The organism is Klebsiella sp. D-Nf1 (genome assembly GCF_002810515.1).
GTDB classification, from domain to species: Bacteria; Pseudomonadota; Gammaproteobacteria; order Enterobacterales; family Enterobacteriaceae; genus Klebsiella; species Klebsiella variicola.
The window spans coordinates 306,954-326,216 of sequence record NZ_PIOK01000006.1; the positions used below are offsets into that span (position 1 = coordinate 306,954).

Here is a 19,263-nt window from a genome sequence, read left to right on the forward strand (position 1 = left end):
GGGTTACAGGTAGCTCATCGCCAGGCCCAGGAACAGCACCAGCCCGACGTAGTTATTGTTCATAAACGCTTTGAAGCAGTTATCGCGGTCGCGATTGAAGATAAGCTTCTGCTGCCAGCCAAACAGACCCGCCGCGACAAATAACGACCAGTAGTATTCCCAGCCCAGCCCATTCAGCCAGCCCACCGCGCCCATCAGCGCCAGCACGGCCACCTGCAGAATACCGATAATCAGACGATCGTTTTCGCCGAACAGGATCGCCGTCGACTTGATGCCGATCTTCACATCGTCATCTCGATCCACCATCGCATACTGCGTATCGTAGGCCACCGCCCACAGAATGTTGGCGAGGAACATCAGCCAGCAGCTCAGCGGCAGCGATTCGCTAACGGCCGAGAAGGCCATCGGGATCGACCAGCCAAAGGCGGCCCCCAGCACCACCTGCGGCAGATGAGTGTAGCGCTTCATAAACGGATAGACCCATGCCAGGGCCAGCGCCGCGACCGACAGCAGGATGGTCATGGTGTTGAGGGTGAGCACCAGCAGGAAGGAGAGCAGCACCAGTACGATAAACAGCGTTCGCGCCTCTTTCTCGGTAACATCGCCGCTCGGTAGCGGACGACGGGCGGTACGCTTAACGTGACCATCAAATTTTCGATCGGCATAGTCATTCACCACGCAGCCGGCGGCGCGCATCAGCCAGACGCCGGCGACGAATACCGCCAGGATCCACAGCGGCGGTACGCCCGGCGAGGCTACCCACAGCGCCCACAGCGTCGGCCACAGCAGCAGCAAGGCGCCGATCGGTTTGTCAGTGCGCATCAGGCGATGAAACGCCAACAGCTTATTCTGCGACAGACTCCACTCCATTTTTTCTTCCTCTTAGTACAACGGCGACGCAGGCAAAAACAGCTCGGTCAGCAGCAGGGGTTTGCCGCTCAGCCGCAGACGGGAACGACGCCCCCACAGCGCTGCATCGCGACCAATTTCAATAAAATCGCGGGTTAATGTCGACGACGTGAACAGGTATCGGCCCAGCGGGATCTGCCCGAGCTGCTGTAGCGCCAGCTCCGGACCACACAGCGTCGACTCCGGCACCACCGTGCGCCCGGCCAGCCAGGGCTCGCCATCGGCGTTGAGTATAATCTCCCGCAGCCAGTAGCGCGGCTCGTCAGGTAGCAGCGCCGCTTCGTCAGTCAGCGCCTCACGCTCAATATACCCTTCGTTAATCAGGGTCACGGTGACCTGCTTTCCTTGTTGCTCAAAGCGCTGGGTCATTGAGTCCTCCAGCAGCAGCCAGTCACTCAGGGGCGGCGCCAGGGATGGCATAACGGCAAAATAGCGCAGCGCGCGCAGTCGCGTAAGCGCAGGATGGGACATGCCTGATTCTCCGGTACATAACGTGAGAGCATTGTATCGCAGAATAGGCGGTTGGTGGCGGGCAAACGTCAATATACGATCATTCACGCAACAGCCATGCAACAGGCTGCCGCGCGTGCAAAAAAAGGTGCATCCCGGAGGATGCACCTAAAGGCTGTGCCTAAACATCAGCATTGTGGGGAGACGATTACCCCTTGCCTTTTACACTGCTGATAAAGGTGGAACGAGCGGATTTCGAGCCGAGGCGCTCAGCTTCGTTCATCAATTTCAGGGCTTTGTCGATGTCACCTTGTTTCACCGCCTGCTTAATACCGTTGTTGAAGTAGGTTTCGGTATCGCTGAGCATCGGTTCACTTTTGGCTGCCGGCGCCGCAGCGGCTGCGGCGGCTGGCGCGGCTACCGGCGCGGCGGTATTGCCGACGGTCACCGGTCCCGGGCCGGAAGAGCCGAACAGCGGGCCCACCAGCACGCTGGAGGTGCTATTGGTTTTCACTTTCAGCTTCAGCACGCCATCGGTGGTATGTTTAGCGATCGGATCCGGGATATCCGGGGCCGCATTTCCGGCGCCTTTGGCATAGGCTTTCGCCGGATCCAGCAGGGTCGTGGTCTGCTGGAGATCTTTTTCAGTGGTAAATACCAGCACATAGAGCTTCTGCTGGCCCAACGCCGGAGTCAGGCGCATCACGCCGCCCAGGCGATCGGCGGTCATCACGCCCGGCTGCTGATAGGTAAAGTAGTTGCTGGGGAAGAACGCCGCTGGCGTCATGTTCTGATCCAGAATCAGCACGTTCGGCGCAAAAATCTGCTTATGTTTGTTCAGTTCGCTGTCGAGCGTCAGGGTCAGCTCGCCGATATTGGCCGGTACGCTCCAGGCGGCGACCGGTCCGACGATCCCCGGGACATCCAGGCGTTGACCGCCGGTGGTTAAATCAACGCTCTGCGTCTTTGATTGATCGGCAGGCGTCCAGATCAGCTGTTGCAGCGCGCTGGCTGGAATAGACGGCGCGGCGCTGGTGTTCTGCGGGACAAAGTTAACATCGGCAAGGCTCATTCCCGGCACGCATGCCAACATCCCTGCGGATAAACACAGAGCGACGAGAGTTTTCTTCATTTTCATTGTTCTCACCTTGGATAGCATCGGTTTAGCGGTAGCCAGGCAATAGCGCGCTAACCCTGAATTGTCAGGAGGGGCTGACGCCCCTCCCAGGTTACACCCGTCCTGCGGACGGTATTACCACCACACTTCCATCTGGGCACCGAAGGTAACTTCGCTGTCGTCACCGCGGCTGGAGGTGTACATGCCGCTTCCGCTGCTGTCTTTAGTCTGCAGACCGGAGGCGTTGCTGTAACCCCAGTTTTCATCCCACTTCGCGTAGGTTGCGAAGATACGGATAGCCGGACGAGACCAGACGCTGTTGCCTGCCTGCCACTGTTGAGCCAGAGTAATTTTGTACTGGTTGTTGTTTTCGCTGGTACGCTGGGATTTCACGTTGTCGTAACCGATTTCCAGCTGGGTGCTCATGATCGGCGTCCATTTGTACATCGGACGGACACCCACGGTGTACCAGGTAGAACCGTTTTTGCTGTCCAGGTCCACGTCCTGGTACATCGCCACGTACATCAGGCCCCAATCATCGTTGAAGTCCATCGCGCCGTGATCCAGAACGCGGATCATGCTGCCGTTGTTATCGATGCTGGTCCCTTGAGAGTGGCCGCTGTTCCAGGAGGTCATCGCGTCGGTCGCGTACTGAACCACGAACTTGTTGAAGCCGCCCCAGATAGACTGGGTATGTTCACCAGTCCACAACCAGCCGTCTTTCGACGCGCCGTCTTCCAGACGATAATCATCCTGCGGGTTCGCACGACCGTAATCGACACCTAACTCCAGCACGCCGCCCGGGTTAGTTTCCAGGCCCGCCAGACGGACGTCAAAGACGTCGTTTGCGGTTTTCGCTGCGTATTTTTTGGTGTCATCGCTGGAGAAAGTGTAAGAGCCGCCGCTTTCTGAGTTGCGGGTAGCGGCCAGAGAGAGCTTGCCAAAGCCAAGGTCAACGTTTTCCAGACCTGCACCCGGGCCGGAGATATCCCAGTAGTAGAAGTCGATCATGTGAACGTCATGACGCTGATAGAAGCGTTTACCTGCCCACAGCGTGGAGCCCGGCAGCCAGTCGATCAGGTTTTTACCCTGGATGTTGGCTTCACGGAACGCCGGAGAGGTGCTTTCCCAGTCATCTTCCTGATTCACGGAATAGGCAACGTTAGTATCGAAATAAAAACTCTTATCCCCTTCTTTCCACAGTTCCTGGCCCAGCTTCAGTTCCGCATAGGTTTCACATTCGTTACCAAGACGGTACTTACTTTGTGCGCCTGTCGCTTTGAAACACTGTTGCTCGCCGCCGCTGCCGGTCCAGCCAATGCCGGAACGCGCGTAACCATGGAAATCGACAGCCAGCGCCTGAGCAGACATAACGCCTGCTGCGACGGCGACCGCCAGAGGAAGTTTGCGCAGAGTAATCATCATTCTATCTCCTGAGATCATTGCTTTTCTTTGAACGCTTCGCCGGTGTACCGCCAGCCGGGTTCGCGCTTTTTTTTAATGGGAAGCCTTACACGCCCGGCTCTTTATGCAGCCGACGACAAGCGGTGCCATCCTCACGGAATAAGTGGCAACGTTCTGGCGGCAAACCGATGGCGAATGTGGCTCCCTCTTCTACCAACACCACGTCATTCTGGCGGTAAACCAGGTTCTGACGGATGGCGGGGATCTGGATATGAATTTGCGTCTCGTGACCGAGCTGTTCGACGACCTGAACCTCACCTTCGAGGGTCACATCGGCGATATCGCTGGGCAGTAAATGCTCGGGGCGGATACCTAATGACATGTTGGCGCCAACCTGAACGTTGGCGCTGTCTACCGGCAGCCAGATTTGCTGGCGGTTCGGCAGTTCTACTTGCACCTGATCGATAGCCGTCGCGGTGACTTTCACCGGCAGGAAGTTCATCTTCGGTGAACCGATAAAGCCGGCAACGAAGCGGTCAGCCGGATAATGATAGAGCTCCAGCGGTTTCCCGACCTGTGCCACACGGCCGGCGTCCAGAACCACAATCTTGTCCGCGAGGGTCATCGCTTCCACCTGATCGTGGGTAACATAAATCATGGTACGGGCCAGCCGCTTATGCAGACGGGAGATCTCGATACGCATCTGGACACGCAGGGCGGCATCCAGGTTAGAGAGCGGTTCATCCAGCAGGAAGACGCTTGGCTCTGCCACCAGCGTACGGCCGATCGCTACACGCTGGCGCTGACCACCGGAAAGCGCTTTCGGTTTACGCTCCAGAAGATGCGCCAGCTGTAAGACCTCAGCCACCTGAGTCACTCGCTGGTTAATGACCTCTTTTTTCGCGCCGGCCAGCTTCAGGCCGAAAGACATATTTTCGGCAACGGAAAGATGGGGATAAAGCGCATATGACTGGAATACCATGCCGATGCCGCGCTCAGCGGGCGGCACGTCGTTCATCCGGGTATCGCCAATGAACAGATCGCCGCTGGTGACGGTTTCCAGTCCGGCAATCATACGCAGCAGAGTGGATTTGCCGCAGCCCGACGGTCCAACAAACACGACGAACTCCCCATCCTGGATCTCGAGATTGATATCTTTAGATACCACCACGTCGCCCCAGGCTTTCGTTACATTTCGTAGCTGTACGCTCGCCATGCCCTTCTCCCTTCGTTACAACCTGTCACTTAAAGACACATTCAAGATGGGTCGACTATGCGGCATTCCTTAGGCTGGCAAATCCTCCACCCCCCGGCTTTTTTATGGGGGAGGAGATGGGAGGATGAGAGATTGCCTCTCGCCACGGGGGATGGCGGACGAAGCGTGATTTCGTGATGGGGACGACAAAATTGGGCACTTTTTTCTGTGCTCCAGGACGCAATACGGCCGTTTTTGCAATGGAGATCACACAACCAGCGGGTGGGGCGTAGACCAGGGGAGGATGGAAAGGGGTTGTTAAAAAAGGAAACTCATCATCGTTAAGCCACCGAAGTGTATCCACGAGTACATCACCAAATAGGACGGGTATATGAAAATCAAAACTGGCGCTCGCATCCTCGCGCTGTCAGCACTGACCACGATGATGTTTTCCGCCTCTGCCCTCGCGAAAATTGAAGAAGGTAAGCTGGTTATCTGGATTAATGGCGACAAAGGCTATAACGGCCTCGCTGAAGTGGGTAAAAAGTTTGAAAAAGACACCGGCATTAAAGTTTCCGTAGAACATCCGGACAAGCTGGAAGAGAAGTTCCCGCAGGTTGCGGCGACTGGCGATGGCCCGGACATCATCTTCTGGGCGCATGACCGTTTCGGCGGCTACGCACAGTCCGGCCTGCTGGCTGAAATCACCCCGGACAAAGCGTTCCAGGACAAACTCTACCCATTCACCTGGGATGCCGTGCGCTTTAACGGCAAACTGATCGCCTATCCGGTGGCGGTTGAAGCCCTGTCCCTGATTTATAACAAGGACCTGGTACCGAACCCGCCGAAAACCTGGGAAGAGATCCCGGCGCTGGATAAAGCACTGAAAGCGAAAGGTAAGAGCGCGCTGATGTTCAACCTGCAGGAACCGTACTTCACCTGGCCGCTGATCGCTGCCGACGGCGGGTACGCCTTCAAGTTTGAAAACGGCAAATATGACGTGAAAAACGTCGGCGTAGACAGCGCAGGCGCGAAAGCGGGTCTCACCTTCCTGGTTGACCTGATCAAGAACAAGCACATGAATGCCGACACGGATTACTCCATCGCGGAAGCCGCCTTCAACAAAGGCGAAACCGCCATGACCATCAACGGTCCGTGGGCGTGGTCTAACATTGATAAGAGCAAAGTTAACTACGGCGTCACCCTGCTGCCGACCTTTAAAGGCAAACCATCGAAACCGTTCGTTGGCGTACTGAGCGCGGGTATCAACGCCGCCAGCCCGAACAAAGAGCTGGCGAAAGAGTTCCTCGAAAACTACCTGATGACCGATCAGGGTCTGGAATCGGTTAACAACGACAAACCGCTGGGTGCTGTCGCGCTGAAATCCTTCCAGGAGAAACTGGAAAAAGATCCGCGCATCGCCGCCACCATGGCGAACGCCCAGAATGGCGAAATCATGCCTAACATCCCGCAGATGTCTGCCTTCTGGTATGCCGTTCGTACCGCGGTTATCAACGCCGCCAGCGGCCGCCAGACTGTCGATGCTGCACTGAAGGATGCACAGAGTCGTATCACTAAGTAAGAAAACGGCGGGTAGCGCTTGCGCTTACCCGCCCTACCACTGCGGCTCGGACCGTAGGTCAGGTAAGCGAAGCGCCACCTGACAAATAAGTTTTCACCGCTGTAGAGGATGATCCCCATGGATGCCGTTAAAAAGAAACACTGGTGGCAAAGTCCGCAACTCACATGGTCTGTGATTGGCTTACTGTGCCTGCTGGTGGGTTACCTTGTTGTTTTGATGTACGCCCAGGGGGAGTACCTGTTCGCCATCATGACGCTGATTTTAAGCTCAGTTGGCCTGTATATTTTCGCTAATCGCAAGGCTTATGCCTGGCGCTATGTCTATCCCGGCCTCGCCGGCATGGGCCTGTTCGTCCTGTTTCCGCTGATCTGTACCATTGCCATCGCCTTCACGAACTACAGCAGCACCAACCAGCTGACCTTTGAACGTGCGCAGCAGGTGCTGATGGATCGCTCTTTCCAGGCTGGCAAAGCCTATAACTTCACGCTGATCCCGGCGGGGGACGAGTGGAAACTGGCTCTGACCGACGGCGAGAGCGGTAAAAACTACCTTTCCGACGCTTTTAAATTCGGCGGTGAGCAGAAGCTGGCGTTAAAAGAAACCGACGCCCTGCCGGAAGGCGAGCGCGTCAGCCTGCGCGTCATTACCCAGAACCGCACGGCGCTGAACCAACTGACCGCCGTGCTGCCGGATGACAGCAAAGTGATCATGAGCTCGCTGCGTCAGTTCTCCGGCACTCAACCGCTGTATACGCTTAGCGAAGATGGGGTGCTGACCAACAATCAGACCCACGTCAAATATCGCCCGAACAATGACGTAGGCTTCTACCAGGCGATTAACGCCGACGGCAGCTGGGGCACTGAAAAGCTGAGCCCGGGCTACACCGTGACGATCGGCTGGGATAACTTCACCCGCGTCTTCCAGGACGAAGGGATCCAGAAACCGTTCTTCGCTATTTTCGTCTGGACCGTGGTGTTCTCGGTGCTGACGGTGATTTTGACCGTGGCCGTGGGAATGGTGCTGGCTTGTCTGGTGCAGTGGGAAGCACTGAAAGGCAAAGCAATTTACCGCGTCTTGTTGATTCTGCCGTATGCCGTACCGTCGTTTATTTCGATTCTGATTTTCAAAGGGCTGTTCAACCAGAGCTTTGGTGAAATCAACATGATGCTCAGCGCGCTGTTCGGCATTAAGCCGGCCTGGTTTAGCGACCCGACCACCGCGCGCACCATGATCATCATCGTCAACACCTGGCTGGGCTACCCGTACATGATGATCCTGTGCATGGGGTTGCTGAAGGCGATTCCGGACGATCTGTACGAAGCGTCGGCGATGGATGGCGCCGGTCCGTTCCAGAACTTCTTTAAAATTACGCTGCCGCTGCTGATCAAGCCGCTGACGCCGCTGATGATCGCCAGCTTCGCCTTTAACTTTAACAACTTCGTGCTGATTCAGCTGTTGACCAACGGTGGTCCGGACCGTCTCGGCACCACCACCCCGGCCGGTTATACCGACCTGCTGGTGAGCTACACCTATCGCATCGCCTTTGAAGGCGGCGGCGGTCAGGACTTCGGCCTGGCGGCGGCTATCGCAACGCTTATCTTCCTGCTGGTTGGCGCGTTAGCGATTGTGAATCTGAAAGCCACACGCATGAAGTTTGATTAAGGGAGATAACGATAATGGCTATGGTCCAACCCAAATCGCAGAAGCTACGTTTATTTACCACGCATCTCCTGCTACTGATTTTTATCGCCGCGATTATGTTCCCGCTGCTGATGGTCATCGCTATCTCGCTGCGCGAAGGCAACTTCGCCACCGGCAGCCTGATCCCGGATACCATCTCCTGGGAACACTGGCGCCTGGCATTAGGCTTCAGCGTTGAGCACGCGGATGGCCGCGTCACGCCGCCGCCATTCCCGGTACTGCTGTGGCTGTGGAACTCGATTAAGGTCGCCGGCATTACCGCGATCGGCATCGTCGCCCTTTCCACCACCTGCGCCTACGCTTTTGCCCGTATGCGCTTCCCGGGGAAAGCGACGCTGCTGAAAGGGATGCTGATTTTCCAGATGTTCCCGGCGGTGCTGTCGCTGGTGGCCCTGTATGCATTGTTTGACCGCCTGGGCCAGTACATCCCGTTCGTCGGCCTCAACACCCACGGCGGCGTGATCTTCGCTTATATGGGCGGTATCGCGCTGCACGTCTGGACGATTAAAGGCTACTTCGAAACCATCGATGGTTCGCTGGAAGAAGCGGCGGCGCTGGATGGCGCGACCCCATGGCAGGCTTTCCGCCTCGTGCTGCTGCCGCTGTCGGTGCCGATTCTGGCGGTGGTGTTTATTCTGTCGTTCATCGCGGCCATCACCGAAGTGCCCGTCGCCTCGCTGCTGCTGCGCGATGTGAACAGCTATACCCTGGCGGTAGGTATGCAACAGTATCTCAACCCGCAGAACTATCTGTGGGGCGACTTCGCCGCCGCGGCGGTGCTCTCCGCCATCCCGATCACGGTCGTCTTCCTGCTGGCGCAGCGCTGGCTGGTTAACGGCCTGACGGCGGGTGGGGTGAAAGGTTAAGTTTTTTTGTAACACCGGCCCCAAATTTCAGATGAGGGCCGACGGTCTAGCCGCAATACACGACCCCAACCGGGTATTGTCGCCGTCGCCCTCAGCTGAAAAAGTAAGGCCAATGCCACTGCTATCCTCAACTGGACCCTACATAAATTCTATTTGTGACTGTTGGTCAGCGGCCCTGGAGGCCGCTTTTTTTTATTCGCGTTTCAGGCGATTGGAGTTACACAGCCAGAGCGTAATCACCAGGATCAGGATCGCGGCGGAGTAAATCAGCACTGCCATCGGCGACTCATGGTCGATGATAATCAGGCGCACAATCGCGGTGATGCCGATATAGACGAAATAGCGCAGCGGGAAGTGGAACCCCGACTGAAAATACTTGACGATCAGCGCGATAAACTCGAAGTAGAGGAAGTAGACCACCAGACCTTCCACCAGCCGGTACTTACTGGTCGGCTCCGGGGTAAAGAGGACATCGGCCAGATGCAGCGTCTCTTTCCCGAGGAAGACGATCAAAATAATCCCCAGGCACAGCAGCCCAAGATTCAAAACCGTTTGCATCGCGGTGGCGATAAAATTCACCAGCGGACGATAAACCGACGACATAAATACACCTCATCATTATGCTTCTTTGAGACCTGTATAACGCAAAAATGTGATCCAGATCGACATTATTCGCTAACTTTTTGCCACCACCGGCGAAGATGTAACAATCACAGCCCAGACGGACGGGTTAAAAAGGAAACAACCATGCTAAAGATTCGTACCGCACGCGCAGAGGATGCGGCTTTACTCAATGAAATGGGCAATGCCAGCTATCGCCATCACTTTGCTCACCTCTGGCATAACGCCGACGAGCTGGCGTGCTACCTGCAACAAGAGTATTCCCTGGCCTCGCTGCAACGCAGCCTGACCGATTCCCGGTGCTGTTGGTTGATTGCTGAAGCCCCCCACCCTGTCGGCTTTGCGAAATACGCCTGTCGTCAGGCGATAAGTCCTGAAGGTCCGTCCGGTACGCTGTTGCATAAGCTCTATCTGCTGCCTGACACAACGGGCCACCGCTACGGTGAGCAGATATTTCGCGCCGTCGAGGCGAGAGCAAAAGCGGCCGGTGAAAGCTGGCTGTGGCTGGAAGTGCTCGCCGATAACCCCGCTGCGCGCCGTTTTTACGAACGTCAGGGGATGCAGCACGTGAAAGATGTCGCCTTTCATTCCGCCAGCCAGCAAAGCACCTTACATATTCTGGCCAAACCGATCTGAGAGGCACTATGCATACCCTTCGGGAAACGGCGATCCGCAACGTCACCAGCGGTGAGAACGTGGTGATCTACCAGCCCGCCAACCTGTACGACTGTGTCCTTGGCGATAACGTCTTCGTCGGGCCGTTCGTTGAGATCCAGGGCAATACCCGCATTGGCGCGAACAGTAAAATTCAGTCCCATACTTTTATCTGCGAGTACGTCACCATTGGCCAGCGCTGCTTTATCGGTCACGGCGTGATGTTTGCCAACGACCTGTTTCGCGACGGCAAACCGAATGCCGACCGCACCAGCTGGGGGCGGATTGAGATTGGCGATGACGTGTCGATCGGCAGCGGCGCCACAATTCTGGCCGTCAGCATCTGCGACGGCGTGGTAATTGGCGCGGGCAGCGTGGTGACGAAGTCCATTACCGAGAAAGGAGTGTGGGCGGGAAATCCAGCCCGCCTGCTGCGGCGGCTGTAAAAAAATGCCGACCTAAGGGTCGGCATTGCGTCTTAGCTGCGCAAGATTATGCGCGCCAGGCTTTATAACGGTTAATCAGGCCGTTAGTTGAGCTGTCGTGGCTGCTAACTTCGCTGCCGTCTTTCAGCTCCGGCAGGATGCGGTTAGCCAGCTGTTTGCCCAGTTCAACGCCCCACTGGTCGAAGGTGAAGATGTTGAGGATCGCGCCCTGGGTGAAGATTTTGTGCTCGTACAGGGCAATCAGCGCCCCAAGGCTGAACGGGGTGATTTCACGCAGCAGGATGGAGTTCGTCGGGCGGTTGCCTTCAAACACTTTGAACGGCACCACGTGCTCCAGAGTTGCCGGATCTTTACCCTGATCGCGATATTCCTGCTCGACCACTTCACGGGATTTACCGAAGGCCAGGGCCTCGGTCTGGGCGAAGAAGTTGGACAGCAGCTTCGGATGATGGTCGGACAGCGGGTTGTGAGTGATAGCCGGGGCGATGAAATCGCACGGTACCATTTTGGTGCCCTGGTGGATCAGCTGGTAGAACGCATGCTGACCGTTAGTGCCCGGCTCACCCCAGATGATCGGGCCAGTCTGGTAGTCTACCGCGTGGCCGTTACGGTCAACATACTTACCGTTGGACTCCATGTTGCCCTGCTGGAAATAGGCGGCAAAACGGTGCATATACTGGTCGTACGGCAGAATCGCTTCGGTTTCTGCACCGAAGAAGTTGTTGTACCAGATACCGATCAGCGCCAGCAGTACTGGCAGGTTTTTCTCCGCCGGGGTGGTGGAGAAGTGCTTATCCATCGCATGCGCGCCGGACAGCAGCTCAACGAAGTTGTCGAAGCCCACGGAGAGAATGATGGACAGGCCAATCGCTGACCACAGAGAGTAACGGCCGCCAACCCAATCCCAGAATTCGAACATGTTAGCGGTGTCGATACCAAATTCGCCAACCGCTTTACCATTGGTAGAGAGCGCGGCGAAGTGTTTGGCCACGTGCTTGTCGTCGCCCGCGGTCGCCAGGAACCAGTCGCGCGCGCTATGGGCGTTGGTCATGGTTTCCTGAGTGGTGAAGGTCTTGGACGCCACCAGGAACAGGGTCGTTTCCGGATTGACGTTCTTCAGCACTTCAGCAATGTGGGTGCCATCGACGTTGGAGACAAAGTGCATGTTGAGGTGGTTTTTGTACGGACGCAGCGCTTCGGTCACCATGAACGGACCGAGGTCGGAGCCGCCGATACCGATATTCACCACGTCGGTGATCGGTTTGCCGGTATAGCCTTTCCAGCTACCGGAGATAATCGCTTCGGAGAAGGTTTTCATCTTCTCCAGCACGGCGTTTACTTCCGGCATCACATCTTTGCCATCAACCACAATCGGCGTATTGCTGCGGTTGCGCAGCGCGACGTGCAGAACCGCGCGGTCTTCGGTACGGTTGATCTTTTCGCCGGAGAACATCGACTTAATGGCGCCTGCCAGATCGGTCTCTTTCGCCAGATCCTGCAGTTTAGCCAGCGTCTCTTCGGTGATGCGGTTTTTGGAGAAGTCCACCAGCATCAGATCGTCGAACGTCGCGGAAAACTTAGAAAAACGGTCGCTATCTTTGGCGAACAGCTCGCTGATAGTGACATCTTTCATTTCGTCGAAGTGTTTCTGTAATGCCTGCCAGGCAGAGGTCTGCGTTGGGTTGATGTTTTTCATTAGCAATACTCTTCTGATTTGAGATTGTGACTTCGGTCGATTGTAGCGCCGGTGACGGAAAATTGTGATGATTTTTGTGACTTGTCCCTGACGCCGGTCAGGAATCGGGTCAAAACGGAGTAAAAAGCCCCATTAGTATAGCTATCATAAGGCTTTTTTCTGTTAGCCGCAGGGGCATGAAAAATCCGCATAACCGCAGCGTTGACATAGCTGGTGTTAAGCCTTTATATATCCGCAGTGCTTACGTATTGGTAGGTATCTATTGCTCGCGCATTTCACGCTACAGCGAAAGGGTATTCGCGGGGGATATAATGTCTCAAATCCCCCGGCCTGGTGAAAGACGTCGGTAATTGCCAGAAGAGGTGCGTTGCCCAGGTAACCGTATTGGAGGAACCAGTCCGGGGAAAATACGTGAGGGGGAGCAACGCCGAGGTGAAAGAGCGTCTGGTCACGCTCCTCACCGGCCACAGGGGCTGAATCCCCTGGGTTGTCACCAGAAACGTTCGCAGTCGGGCGTTTCATACCCGAACACCTCAGCGCCCAGAGCGGTGAGTCGGGTCTACAAGGTGGAGCACTTCTGGGTGACATCGTAGTTGTTTATCACTCTGCGCCACCCTGTTTATCGCTCTTCCCTTGTGCCATGGCTGAATAATTTGGCCTGGCTTATTAAGACATTTTGTTGCGATCCGGCGGCGTCCAGCCCCTGCCACGATCGGTGTTCAGGAATCGTTTTAATAAGTCAGGCCCCCTGACACGAGGTTGTTATGACAGATCTAGTCGTCGCCAAATTTGGCGGCACCAGCGTTGCCGATTTTGACGCCATGAACCGCAGCATCGATGTGGCGTTGCTCGATGCTAACACCCGTATTGTTGTGCTCTCCGCCTCTGCTGGCGTGACCAACATTCTGGTGGCCTTAGCGGGAGGGCTGGAACCCACCGAACGTTTTACCCAGCTGGACGCTCTGCGCCAGATCCAGTCCAATATTCTGGAGCGTTTGCGCTATCCCAATGTGATTCGCGAAGAGATTGAGCGCCTGCTGGAAAACATCACGACGCTGGCGGAAGCCGCCGCGCTCGCCTCCTCGACCGCCCTGACCGACGAACTGGTCAGCCATGGCGAACTGATGTCCACCCTGCTGTTTGTGGAAATCCTGCGTGAGCGCGGCATTCAGGCGCAGTGGTTTGACGCCCGTAAAGTGCTGCGCACTAACGATCGCTTTGGCCGCGCCGAACCGGACATCGCCGCTGTCGCCGAACTGACACAGCTGCAGCTGGCGCCGCGTCTGGCGGAAGGCCTGGTGGTGACCCAGGGCTTTATCGGCAGCGAAGCGAAAGGCCGCACCACCACCCTCGGCCGCGGCGGCAGCGATTATACCGCCGCTCTGCTCGGCGAAGCGCTGAATGCCACCCGCGTCGACATCTGGACCGATGTCCCGGGGATTTATACTACCGATCCTCGCGTGGCGCCGGCGGCGAAACGCATCGACGTCATCGCCTTTGAAGAGGCGGCGGAAATGGCCACCTTTGGCGCCAAAGTGCTGCACCCGGCGACCCTGCTGCCTGCCGTGCGCAGCGATATTCCGGTGTTTGTCGGCTCGAGTAAAGAGCCTAAAGCGGGCGGTACGCTGGTGTGTAAAACCACCGAGAACCCACCGCTGTTCCGCGCCCTGGCCCTGCGTCGCCGTCAAACGCTGCTGACGCTGCACAGCCTGAATATGCTGCACTCCCGCGGCTTCCTCGCCGAGGTATTCGGCATTCTGGCGCGCCATAACATCTCCGTCGATTTGATCACCACCTCCGAAGTGAGTGTGGCCCTGACCATGGATACCACCGGCTCAACCTCTGCAGGCGATACCCTGCTGACCCAGGCGCTGCTGACTGAACTCTCCTCGCTGTGCCGCGTGGAAGTGGAGGAAGACCTGGCGCTGGTGGCCCTGATTGGCAATGAGCTGTCGAAAGCCTGCGGCGTCGGCAAAGAGGTCTTTGGCGTCCTCGAGCCGTTTAACATCCGCATGATTTGCTATGGCGCCTCCAGTCATAACCTCTGCTTCCTGGTGCCTGGCCCCGATGCGGAGAAGGTGGTGCAGAAGCTGCATCATAATTTGTTTGAATAAAACTCCTTAGCACGATAAACAATACCTATAGCCGGGCTCGAACCCGGCTTTTTTATAACAACATCAACACAACCAGCTGACCTGCTCGCCGCCCCATCGGGATGGCGCGGCCCGGTTCGCGTATCGCAAGGAACACAACATGCTCGCAACTCTGACGCGGCTGTTCCCGTTATGGGCACTGCTGCTCTCCGTTCTGGCCTATTACACTCCCACCACCTTCACCCCGATTGGCCCGTGGGTCACCACTCTGCTGATGCTGATCATGTTCGGTATGGGCGTGCATCTGAAGCTGGAAGATTTTAAGCGCGTCCTGTCGCGCCCGGCGCCGGTCGCTGCGGGGATCTTTCTCCATTATCTGGTGATGCCGCTCGCCGCCTGGCTGCTGGCGCTGCTGTTTCATATGCCACCCGAGCTCTCCGCCGGGATGGTACTGGTCGGTAGCGTCGCCAGCGGAACCGCCTCCAACGTGATGATCTTTCTTGCCAAGGGGGATGTTGCACTGTCGGTAACCATCTCCTCGGTCTCCACTCTCGTCGGCGTCGTGGCGACACCGCTGCTCACCCGTCTGTACGTCGACGCGCACATTCAGGTCGACATCATGGGGATGTTGCTCAGCATTCTGCAGATCGTGGTCATTCCCATCACGCTGGGGCTGATTGTCCATCATCTGCTGCCGAAGGTGGTGAAAGCGGTAGAGCCGTTCTTACCTGCCTTCTCGATGGTGTGCATTCTGGCGATCATCAGCGCGGTGGTGGCGGGTTCCGCCGCCCATATCGCCTCCGTCGGCCTGGTGGTGATTATCGCGGTGATCCTGCATAACACTATTGGCCTGCTTGGCGGGTACTGGGGCGGACGTCTGTTTGGTTTTGATGAATCCACCTGCCGTACGCTGGCGATCGAGGTGGGGATGCAGAACTCCGGCCTGGCGGCCGCGCTGGGTAAAATTTACTTCGGCCCGCTGGCGGCGCTGCCAGGCGCGCTGTTCTCCGTCTGGCATAACCTGTCCGGTTCGCTGCTGGCCGGGTACTGGTCAGGAAAGCCCATCGCCAAAAAAGCCGACAAGCGCTGAGCGTGATACGTCCGGGCGCAGGCCCGGGCGTGCGCCTGCTTTAGTTGCCATACAGGCTATCAGTAAAATATTCATTGCCGTACACTGGGTGCTCTGGTCTGACTGAGGGCACCACCATGGCACTCCCCCGTATTACACAAAAAGAGATGACCGAGCGCGAACAGCGCGAATTGAAAACGCTGCTTGACCGCGCGCGCATTGCGCATGGCCGCCCATTGAGCAATGCGGAAACGAACAGCGTGAAAAAGGAATATATCGATAAGCTGATGGCACAGCGTGAAGCGGATGCGAAGAAAGCCCGCCAGGTGAAAAAACAGCAGGCTTATAAAACGGATAAAGAAGCGACCTTTTCCTGGTCGGCGAATACGCCGACCCGCGGCAGGCGTTAACGACCTTTCTTTTTACGTCCCGGCTGGGTGAAACGTTTCCCGTTAGCAGCCGGGCGGCCTTTATCGTTGCTATTTTCCATCTTCACCACCGGGCGCTTGATCCCGGGTGTCGCCGCTTTGGCCTTCGGCCTGGCTTTCGGCTTCGCTTCGGAAGAGGAGTTTTCAATCAGCTTGAACAGGTCGATCAACTCGTCATCGGTTAGATCACGCCATTCACCCAAGGGGATCCCCGTCAGGCTCACGTTCATAATCCGCGTACGCTCAAGCTTCGTCACTTCATAGCCAAAGTGCTCACACATACGACGGATCTGGCGATTCAGCCCCTGCACCAGAGTGATGCGGAAAACGAACGGCGCTTCTTTCTTCACCTTACATTTTTTCGTCACGGTCCCGAGAATCGGTACACCCGCGCCCATGCCGCGAATGAACTCATCGGTCACCGGCTTATCGACCGTCACCAGATACTCTTTTTCATGGTCGTTGCCGGCGCGCAGGATCTTGTTCACCAGATCGCCATGGTTGGTGAGGAAGATCAGCCCCTGAGAGTCTTTATCCAGACGGCCGATAGGGAAGATTCGCTTGCTGTGGTTGACGAAATCGACAATGTTGTCGCGCTCGCCGTCTTCCGTGGTGCTCACAATGCCGACCGGCTTATTCAGCGCAATCAGCACCAGATCATCCGCTTCACGCGGCTCAATCAACTGTCCGTTAACTTTGACTAAATCGCCAGGCTTCACCTGATCGCCAATGGTGGCGCGCTTGCCATTGATAAAGACGTTGCCTTGTTCAATAAAGCGGTCCGCTTCGCGACGCGAGCAGATGCCGCTTTCGCTGATGTATTTATTTAATCGGGTTGATGAGTCGGGCAGCATAGATTCTCCTGTAAAAGCGAAATATACCCTACCTTGTGGGCGAGAAAAAAGATGTGCCTTTGCGCCCTCCGGCGCAAGGTGTGATCGACTACGCCTTTTTTCACAAAAGTGTCCCGCTCAACGCCTGGCAACTTTGCATGATGAAATATCACAGAATCAGCGATTTAGCGTGCAATGCACAAAGGTGCCAACAACCCGCTATTGATAACGCAAATGTGCAAGATTATTCGCCAGATTAGGGTGATGAAATAAAAGAAAATCGCTTTAAACGGTGGCTCTAATAGGGTTATATCAGATCAACAGCACAAACCCGCGATTTGCACAAATGTGCAGGAGCCTGCAGATGACCATGGAAAACAGTGACGATATCCGGCTGATTGTCAAAATCGCCCAGCTCTATTACGAGCAGGATATGACTCAGGCGCAAATCGCTCGTGAGCTGGGGATCTATCGCACCACCATCAGTCGCCTGCTGAAGCGCGGCCGCGAGCAGGGCATTGTCACCATCGCCATCAACTATGACTACAACGAGAACCTGTGGCTCGAGCAACAGCTCAAGCAAAAATTTGGTCTGAAAGAGGCGGTGGTTGCCAGCAGCGATGGGCTGCTGGAAGAAGAACAGCTGAGTGCAATGGGCCAGCATGGCGCCCTGCTTGTCGACCGGTTGCTGGAGCCAGGCGATATCATCGGTTTTTCATGGGGCCGCGCCGTGCGTTCGCTGGTGGAGAACCTGCCGCAGGCCAGCCAGTCACGCCAGGTGATCTGCGTCCCCATCATCGGCGGGCCTTCCGGTAAACTGGAGAGCCGCTACCATGTGAATACGCTAACCTACGGCGCGGCAGCCAGACTGAAAGCGGAATCCCACCTTGCCGATTTTCCAGCCCTGCTGGATAACCCGCTGATCCGCAACGGCATCATGCAGTCCCAGCACTTTAAAACCATCTCATCCTACTGGGACAGCCTGGATGTGGCGCTGGTGGGTATTGGTTCACCGGCCATTCGCGACGGCGCAAACTGGCACGCCTTCTACGGCAGCGAAGAGAGCGACGATCTGAACGCCCGCCACGTCGCCGGGGATATCTGTTCGCGTTTCTACGATATTAACGGTGGGTTAGTCGATACCAATATGAGCGAAAAAACCCTGTCGATCGAAATGGCGAAGCTGCGCCAGGCTCGCTATTCCATCGGCATCGCCATGGGGGAAGAGAAATACTCTGGCATTCTTGGCGCATTGCACGGACGCTATATTAATTGTCTGGTGACAAACAGAGAAACGGCTGAATTATTACTTAAATAACACAGGATATGATTTCACGCAGCACGCGCTGCGGGGGATCCCTTTATCTAAAGAAATGGGAGTGAATAATGAATACATGGTTAAATTTAAAAGATAACGTCATTATCGTGACCGGCGGCGCCTCGGGAATTGGGCTGGCCATTGTCGATGAATTATTATCACAAGGTGCTCATGTCCAGATGATTGATATTCATGGCGGCGATCGCCATCACAATGACGATAATTATCACTTCTGGCCGACGGATATTTCCAGCGCAACAGAGGTGCAACAGACTATCGGTGCCATTATTCAGCGCTGGTCGCGTATTGATGGCCTGGTCAATAACGCTGGCGTGAATTTCCCGCGTTTATTAGTCGACGAAAAAGCACCGGCTGGCCGCTATGAATTGAACGAAGCCGCTTTTGAAAAAATGGTCAATATCAACCAGAAAGGGGTGTTTTTCATGTCGCAGGCGGTGGCGCGTCAAATGGTCAAACAGCGCGCCGGTGTGATTGTCAATGTCTCTTCGGAGAGCGGCCTGGAAGGCTCTGAAGGTCAAAGCTGCTACGCCGCGACCAAGGCCGCGCTCAACAGCTTTACCCGCTCCTGGTCCAAAGAATTGGGTAAATATGGGATCCGCGTGGTCGGCGTTGCGCCGGGGATCCTCGAAAAAACCGGCCTGCGAACGCCGGAATATGAAGAGGCGCTGGCCTGGACGCGCAATATCACCGTCGAGCAACTTCGCGAGGGATATACCAAAAACGCCATTCCTATCGGGCGGGCAGGAAAGCTCTCAGAAGTCGCTGATTTTGTTTGCTATCTCTTGTCATCGCGCGCCAGCTACATCACCGGAGTCACCACTAACATTGCCGGCGGAAAAACGCGCGGTTAAGGAGGAAGT

At 56.2% G+C, this 19,263-nt stretch carries 18 protein-coding genes and 1 riboswitch; of the genes, 10 read left to right on the plus strand and 8 right to left on the minus strand.

The annotated features are described in order from the left end of the window. Positions 1 to 3: 3 nt before the first annotated feature. The 5 genes from ubiA to malK form a co-directional block, all read right to left on the minus strand. Entirely contained in the window at positions 4 to 870 is an 867-nt protein-coding gene (gene ubiA, locus CWM54_RS22305) for a 4-hydroxybenzoate octaprenyltransferase (protein ID WP_002884808.1), read from the minus strand. Positions 871 to 882: 12 nt separating this feature from the next. After that, positions 883 to 1,380 (minus strand): chorismate lyase, encoded by a 498-nt coding sequence (gene ubiC / locus CWM54_RS22310; protein ID WP_008807309.1) that lies wholly within the window; start codon positions 1,378 to 1,380, stop codon positions 883 to 885. A 187-nt stretch (positions 1,381 to 1,567) separates the two neighbouring features. Beyond that, positions 1,568 to 2,497: a maltose operon protein MalM gene (gene malM / locus CWM54_RS22315; RefSeq protein WP_008807310.1), complete on the minus strand. Its 930-nt coding sequence runs from the start codon at positions 2,495 to 2,497 to the stop codon at positions 1,568 to 1,570. 114 nt (positions 2,498 to 2,611) lie between these two features. After that, on the minus strand, positions 2,612 to 3,901 hold the full coding sequence (locus CWM54_RS22320) for a maltoporin (protein ID WP_100681897.1): 1,290 nt from the start codon (positions 3,899 to 3,901) through the stop codon (positions 2,612 to 2,614). An 85-nt stretch (positions 3,902 to 3,986) separates the two neighbouring features. Next, positions 3,987 to 5,096, minus strand: a complete 1,110-nt coding sequence (malK, locus tag CWM54_RS22325) for a maltose/maltodextrin ABC transporter ATP-binding protein MalK (RefSeq protein WP_061156127.1) — start codon at positions 5,094 to 5,096, stop codon at positions 3,987 to 3,989. 370 nt (positions 5,097 to 5,466) lie between these two features. On the opposite strand from malK, the gene malE reads away from it, so the two are divergent. The 3 genes from malE to malG all read left to right on the plus strand — a co-directional run bounded on the left by malE (position 5,467) and on the right by malG (position 9,224). Continuing rightward, positions 5,467 to 6,657 (plus strand): maltose/maltodextrin ABC transporter substrate-binding protein MalE, encoded by a 1,191-nt coding sequence (gene malE / locus CWM54_RS22335; protein ID WP_061156128.1) that lies wholly within the window; start codon positions 5,467 to 5,469, stop codon positions 6,655 to 6,657. Positions 6,658 to 6,774: 117 nt separating this feature from the next. Next, a complete protein-coding gene (gene malF / locus CWM54_RS22340) occupies positions 6,775 to 8,319 on the plus strand; it encodes a maltose ABC transporter permease MalF (protein ID WP_008807314.1) in 1,545 nt (514 codons plus the stop codon). Between the two features lie 14 nt (positions 8,320 to 8,333). Further along, positions 8,334 to 9,224: a maltose ABC transporter permease MalG gene (gene malG, locus CWM54_RS22345; protein ID WP_002884725.1), complete on the plus strand. Its 891-nt coding sequence runs from the start codon at positions 8,334 to 8,336 to the stop codon at positions 9,222 to 9,224. 192 nt (positions 9,225 to 9,416) lie between these two features. On the opposite strand, the gene psiE is transcribed toward malG, so the two are convergent. After that, positions 9,417 to 9,827, minus strand: coding sequence for a phosphate-starvation-inducible protein PsiE (psiE, locus tag CWM54_RS22350; protein ID WP_004206282.1), 411 nt, complete (start codon positions 9,825 to 9,827; stop codon positions 9,417 to 9,419). 144 nt (positions 9,828 to 9,971) lie between these two features. Here psiE and CWM54_RS22355 point away from each other — a divergent pair, with 144 nt between their 5' ends. Both CWM54_RS22355 and CWM54_RS22360 read left to right on the plus strand, forming a co-directional pair. Beyond that, a complete protein-coding gene (locus tag CWM54_RS22355; RefSeq protein WP_100681894.1) occupies positions 9,972 to 10,481 on the plus strand; it encodes a GNAT family N-acetyltransferase in 510 nt (169 codons plus the stop codon). An 8-nt stretch (positions 10,482 to 10,489) separates the two neighbouring features. After that, positions 10,490 to 10,945: an acyltransferase gene (locus CWM54_RS22360; RefSeq protein WP_100681893.1), complete on the plus strand. Its 456-nt coding sequence runs from the start codon at positions 10,490 to 10,492 to the stop codon at positions 10,943 to 10,945. Between the two features lie 46 nt (positions 10,946 to 10,991). Here CWM54_RS22360 and pgi read toward each other — a convergent pair whose 3' ends face one another. Further along, positions 10,992 to 12,641, minus strand: a complete 1,650-nt coding sequence (gene pgi, locus CWM54_RS22365) for a glucose-6-phosphate isomerase (protein ID WP_064142939.1) — start codon at positions 12,639 to 12,641, stop codon at positions 10,992 to 10,994. A gap of 349 nt (positions 12,642 to 12,990) precedes the next feature. Then, positions 12,991 to 13,226: riboswitch (Lysine riboswitch) on the plus strand. A 179-nt stretch (positions 13,227 to 13,405) separates the two neighbouring features. Here pgi and lysC point away from each other — a divergent pair. From lysC to CWM54_RS22385, 3 genes are all read left to right on the plus strand, one after another. Continuing rightward, positions 13,406 to 14,755: a lysine-sensitive aspartokinase 3 gene (lysC, locus tag CWM54_RS22375; RefSeq protein ID WP_061156132.1), complete on the plus strand. Its 1,350-nt coding sequence runs from the start codon at positions 13,406 to 13,408 to the stop codon at positions 14,753 to 14,755. Positions 14,756 to 14,894: 139 nt separating this feature from the next. Continuing rightward, positions 14,895 to 15,824 carry a ketopantoate/pantoate/pantothenate transporter PanS gene (gene panS / locus CWM54_RS22380; RefSeq protein WP_100676111.1) on the plus strand — a complete coding sequence of 310 codons (930 nt, stop codon included), beginning with the start codon at positions 14,895 to 14,897 and terminating at the stop codon, positions 15,822 to 15,824. Positions 15,825 to 15,940: 116 nt separating this feature from the next. Further along, positions 15,941 to 16,213, plus strand: a complete 273-nt coding sequence (locus CWM54_RS22385; protein WP_012969166.1) for a DUF3811 domain-containing protein — start codon at positions 15,941 to 15,943, stop codon at positions 16,211 to 16,213. On the opposite strand, the gene rluF is transcribed toward CWM54_RS22385, so the two are convergent. Then, positions 16,210 to 17,085, minus strand: a complete 876-nt coding sequence (rluF, locus tag CWM54_RS22390) for a 23S rRNA pseudouridine(2604) synthase RluF (protein WP_074387367.1) — start codon at positions 17,083 to 17,085, stop codon at positions 16,210 to 16,212. The genes CWM54_RS22385 and rluF overlap by 4 nt on opposite strands. A gap of 349 nt (positions 17,086 to 17,434) precedes the next feature. Here rluF and CWM54_RS22395 point away from each other — a divergent pair, with 349 nt between their 5' ends. After that, positions 17,435 to 18,382: a sugar-binding transcriptional regulator gene (locus CWM54_RS22395; protein ID WP_002884616.1), complete on the plus strand. Its 948-nt coding sequence runs from the start codon at positions 17,435 to 17,437 to the stop codon at positions 18,380 to 18,382. A 68-nt stretch (positions 18,383 to 18,450) separates the two neighbouring features. Beyond that, the gene (locus CWM54_RS22400) at positions 18,451 to 19,254 is read left to right on the plus strand and encodes an SDR family oxidoreductase (RefSeq protein ID WP_100698515.1); all 804 of its coding nucleotides are present in this window, start codon (positions 18,451 to 18,453) and stop codon (positions 19,252 to 19,254) included. The last annotated feature ends 9 nt before the right edge of the window (positions 19,255 to 19,263 follow it).

Coding starts and splice junctions, on each gene's coding strand:
- CWM54_RS22400 (WP_100698515.1), top strand. CDS start 18,451: ATGAATACATGGTTAAATTTAAAAGATAACGTCATTATCGTGACCGGC.
- CWM54_RS22355 (WP_100681894.1), top strand. CDS start 9,972: ATGCTAAAGATTCGTACCGCACGCGCAGAGGATGCGGCTTTACTCAAT.
- rluF (WP_074387367.1), bottom strand. CDS start 17,085: ATGCTGCCCGACTCATCAACCCGATTAAATAAATACATCAGCGAAAGC.
- ubiA (WP_002884808.1), bottom strand. CDS start 870: ATGGAGTGGAGTCTGTCGCAGAATAAGCTGTTGGCGTTTCATCGCCTG.
- psiE (WP_004206282.1), bottom strand. CDS start 9,827: ATGTCGTCGGTTTATCGTCCGCTGGTGAATTTTATCGCCACCGCGATG.
- CWM54_RS22360 (WP_100681893.1), top strand. CDS start 10,490: ATGCATACCCTTCGGGAAACGGCGATCCGCAACGTCACCAGCGGTGAG.
- ubiC (WP_008807309.1), bottom strand. CDS start 1,380: ATGTCCCATCCTGCGCTTACGCGACTGCGCGCGCTGCGCTATTTTGCC.
- malE (WP_061156128.1), top strand. CDS start 5,467: ATGAAAATCAAAACTGGCGCTCGCATCCTCGCGCTGTCAGCACTGACC.
- CWM54_RS22385 (WP_012969166.1), top strand. CDS start 15,941: ATGGCACTCCCCCGTATTACACAAAAAGAGATGACCGAGCGCGAACAG.
- lysC (WP_061156132.1), top strand. CDS start 13,406: ATGACAGATCTAGTCGTCGCCAAATTTGGCGGCACCAGCGTTGCCGAT.
- malF (WP_008807314.1), top strand. CDS start 6,775: ATGGATGCCGTTAAAAAGAAACACTGGTGGCAAAGTCCGCAACTCACA.
- panS (WP_100676111.1), top strand. CDS start 14,895: ATGCTCGCAACTCTGACGCGGCTGTTCCCGTTATGGGCACTGCTGCTC.
- CWM54_RS22320 (WP_100681897.1), bottom strand. CDS start 3,901: ATGATGATTACTCTGCGCAAACTTCCTCTGGCGGTCGCCGTCGCAGCA.
- malK (WP_061156127.1), bottom strand. CDS start 5,096: ATGGCGAGCGTACAGCTACGAAATGTAACGAAAGCCTGGGGCGACGTG.
- CWM54_RS22395 (WP_002884616.1), top strand. CDS start 17,435: ATGGAAAACAGTGACGATATCCGGCTGATTGTCAAAATCGCCCAGCTC.
- malM (WP_008807310.1), bottom strand. CDS start 2,497: ATGAAAATGAAGAAAACTCTCGTCGCTCTGTGTTTATCCGCAGGGATG.
- malG (WP_002884725.1), top strand. CDS start 8,334: ATGGCTATGGTCCAACCCAAATCGCAGAAGCTACGTTTATTTACCACG.
- pgi (WP_064142939.1), bottom strand. CDS start 12,641: ATGAAAAACATCAACCCAACGCAGACCTCTGCCTGGCAGGCATTACAG.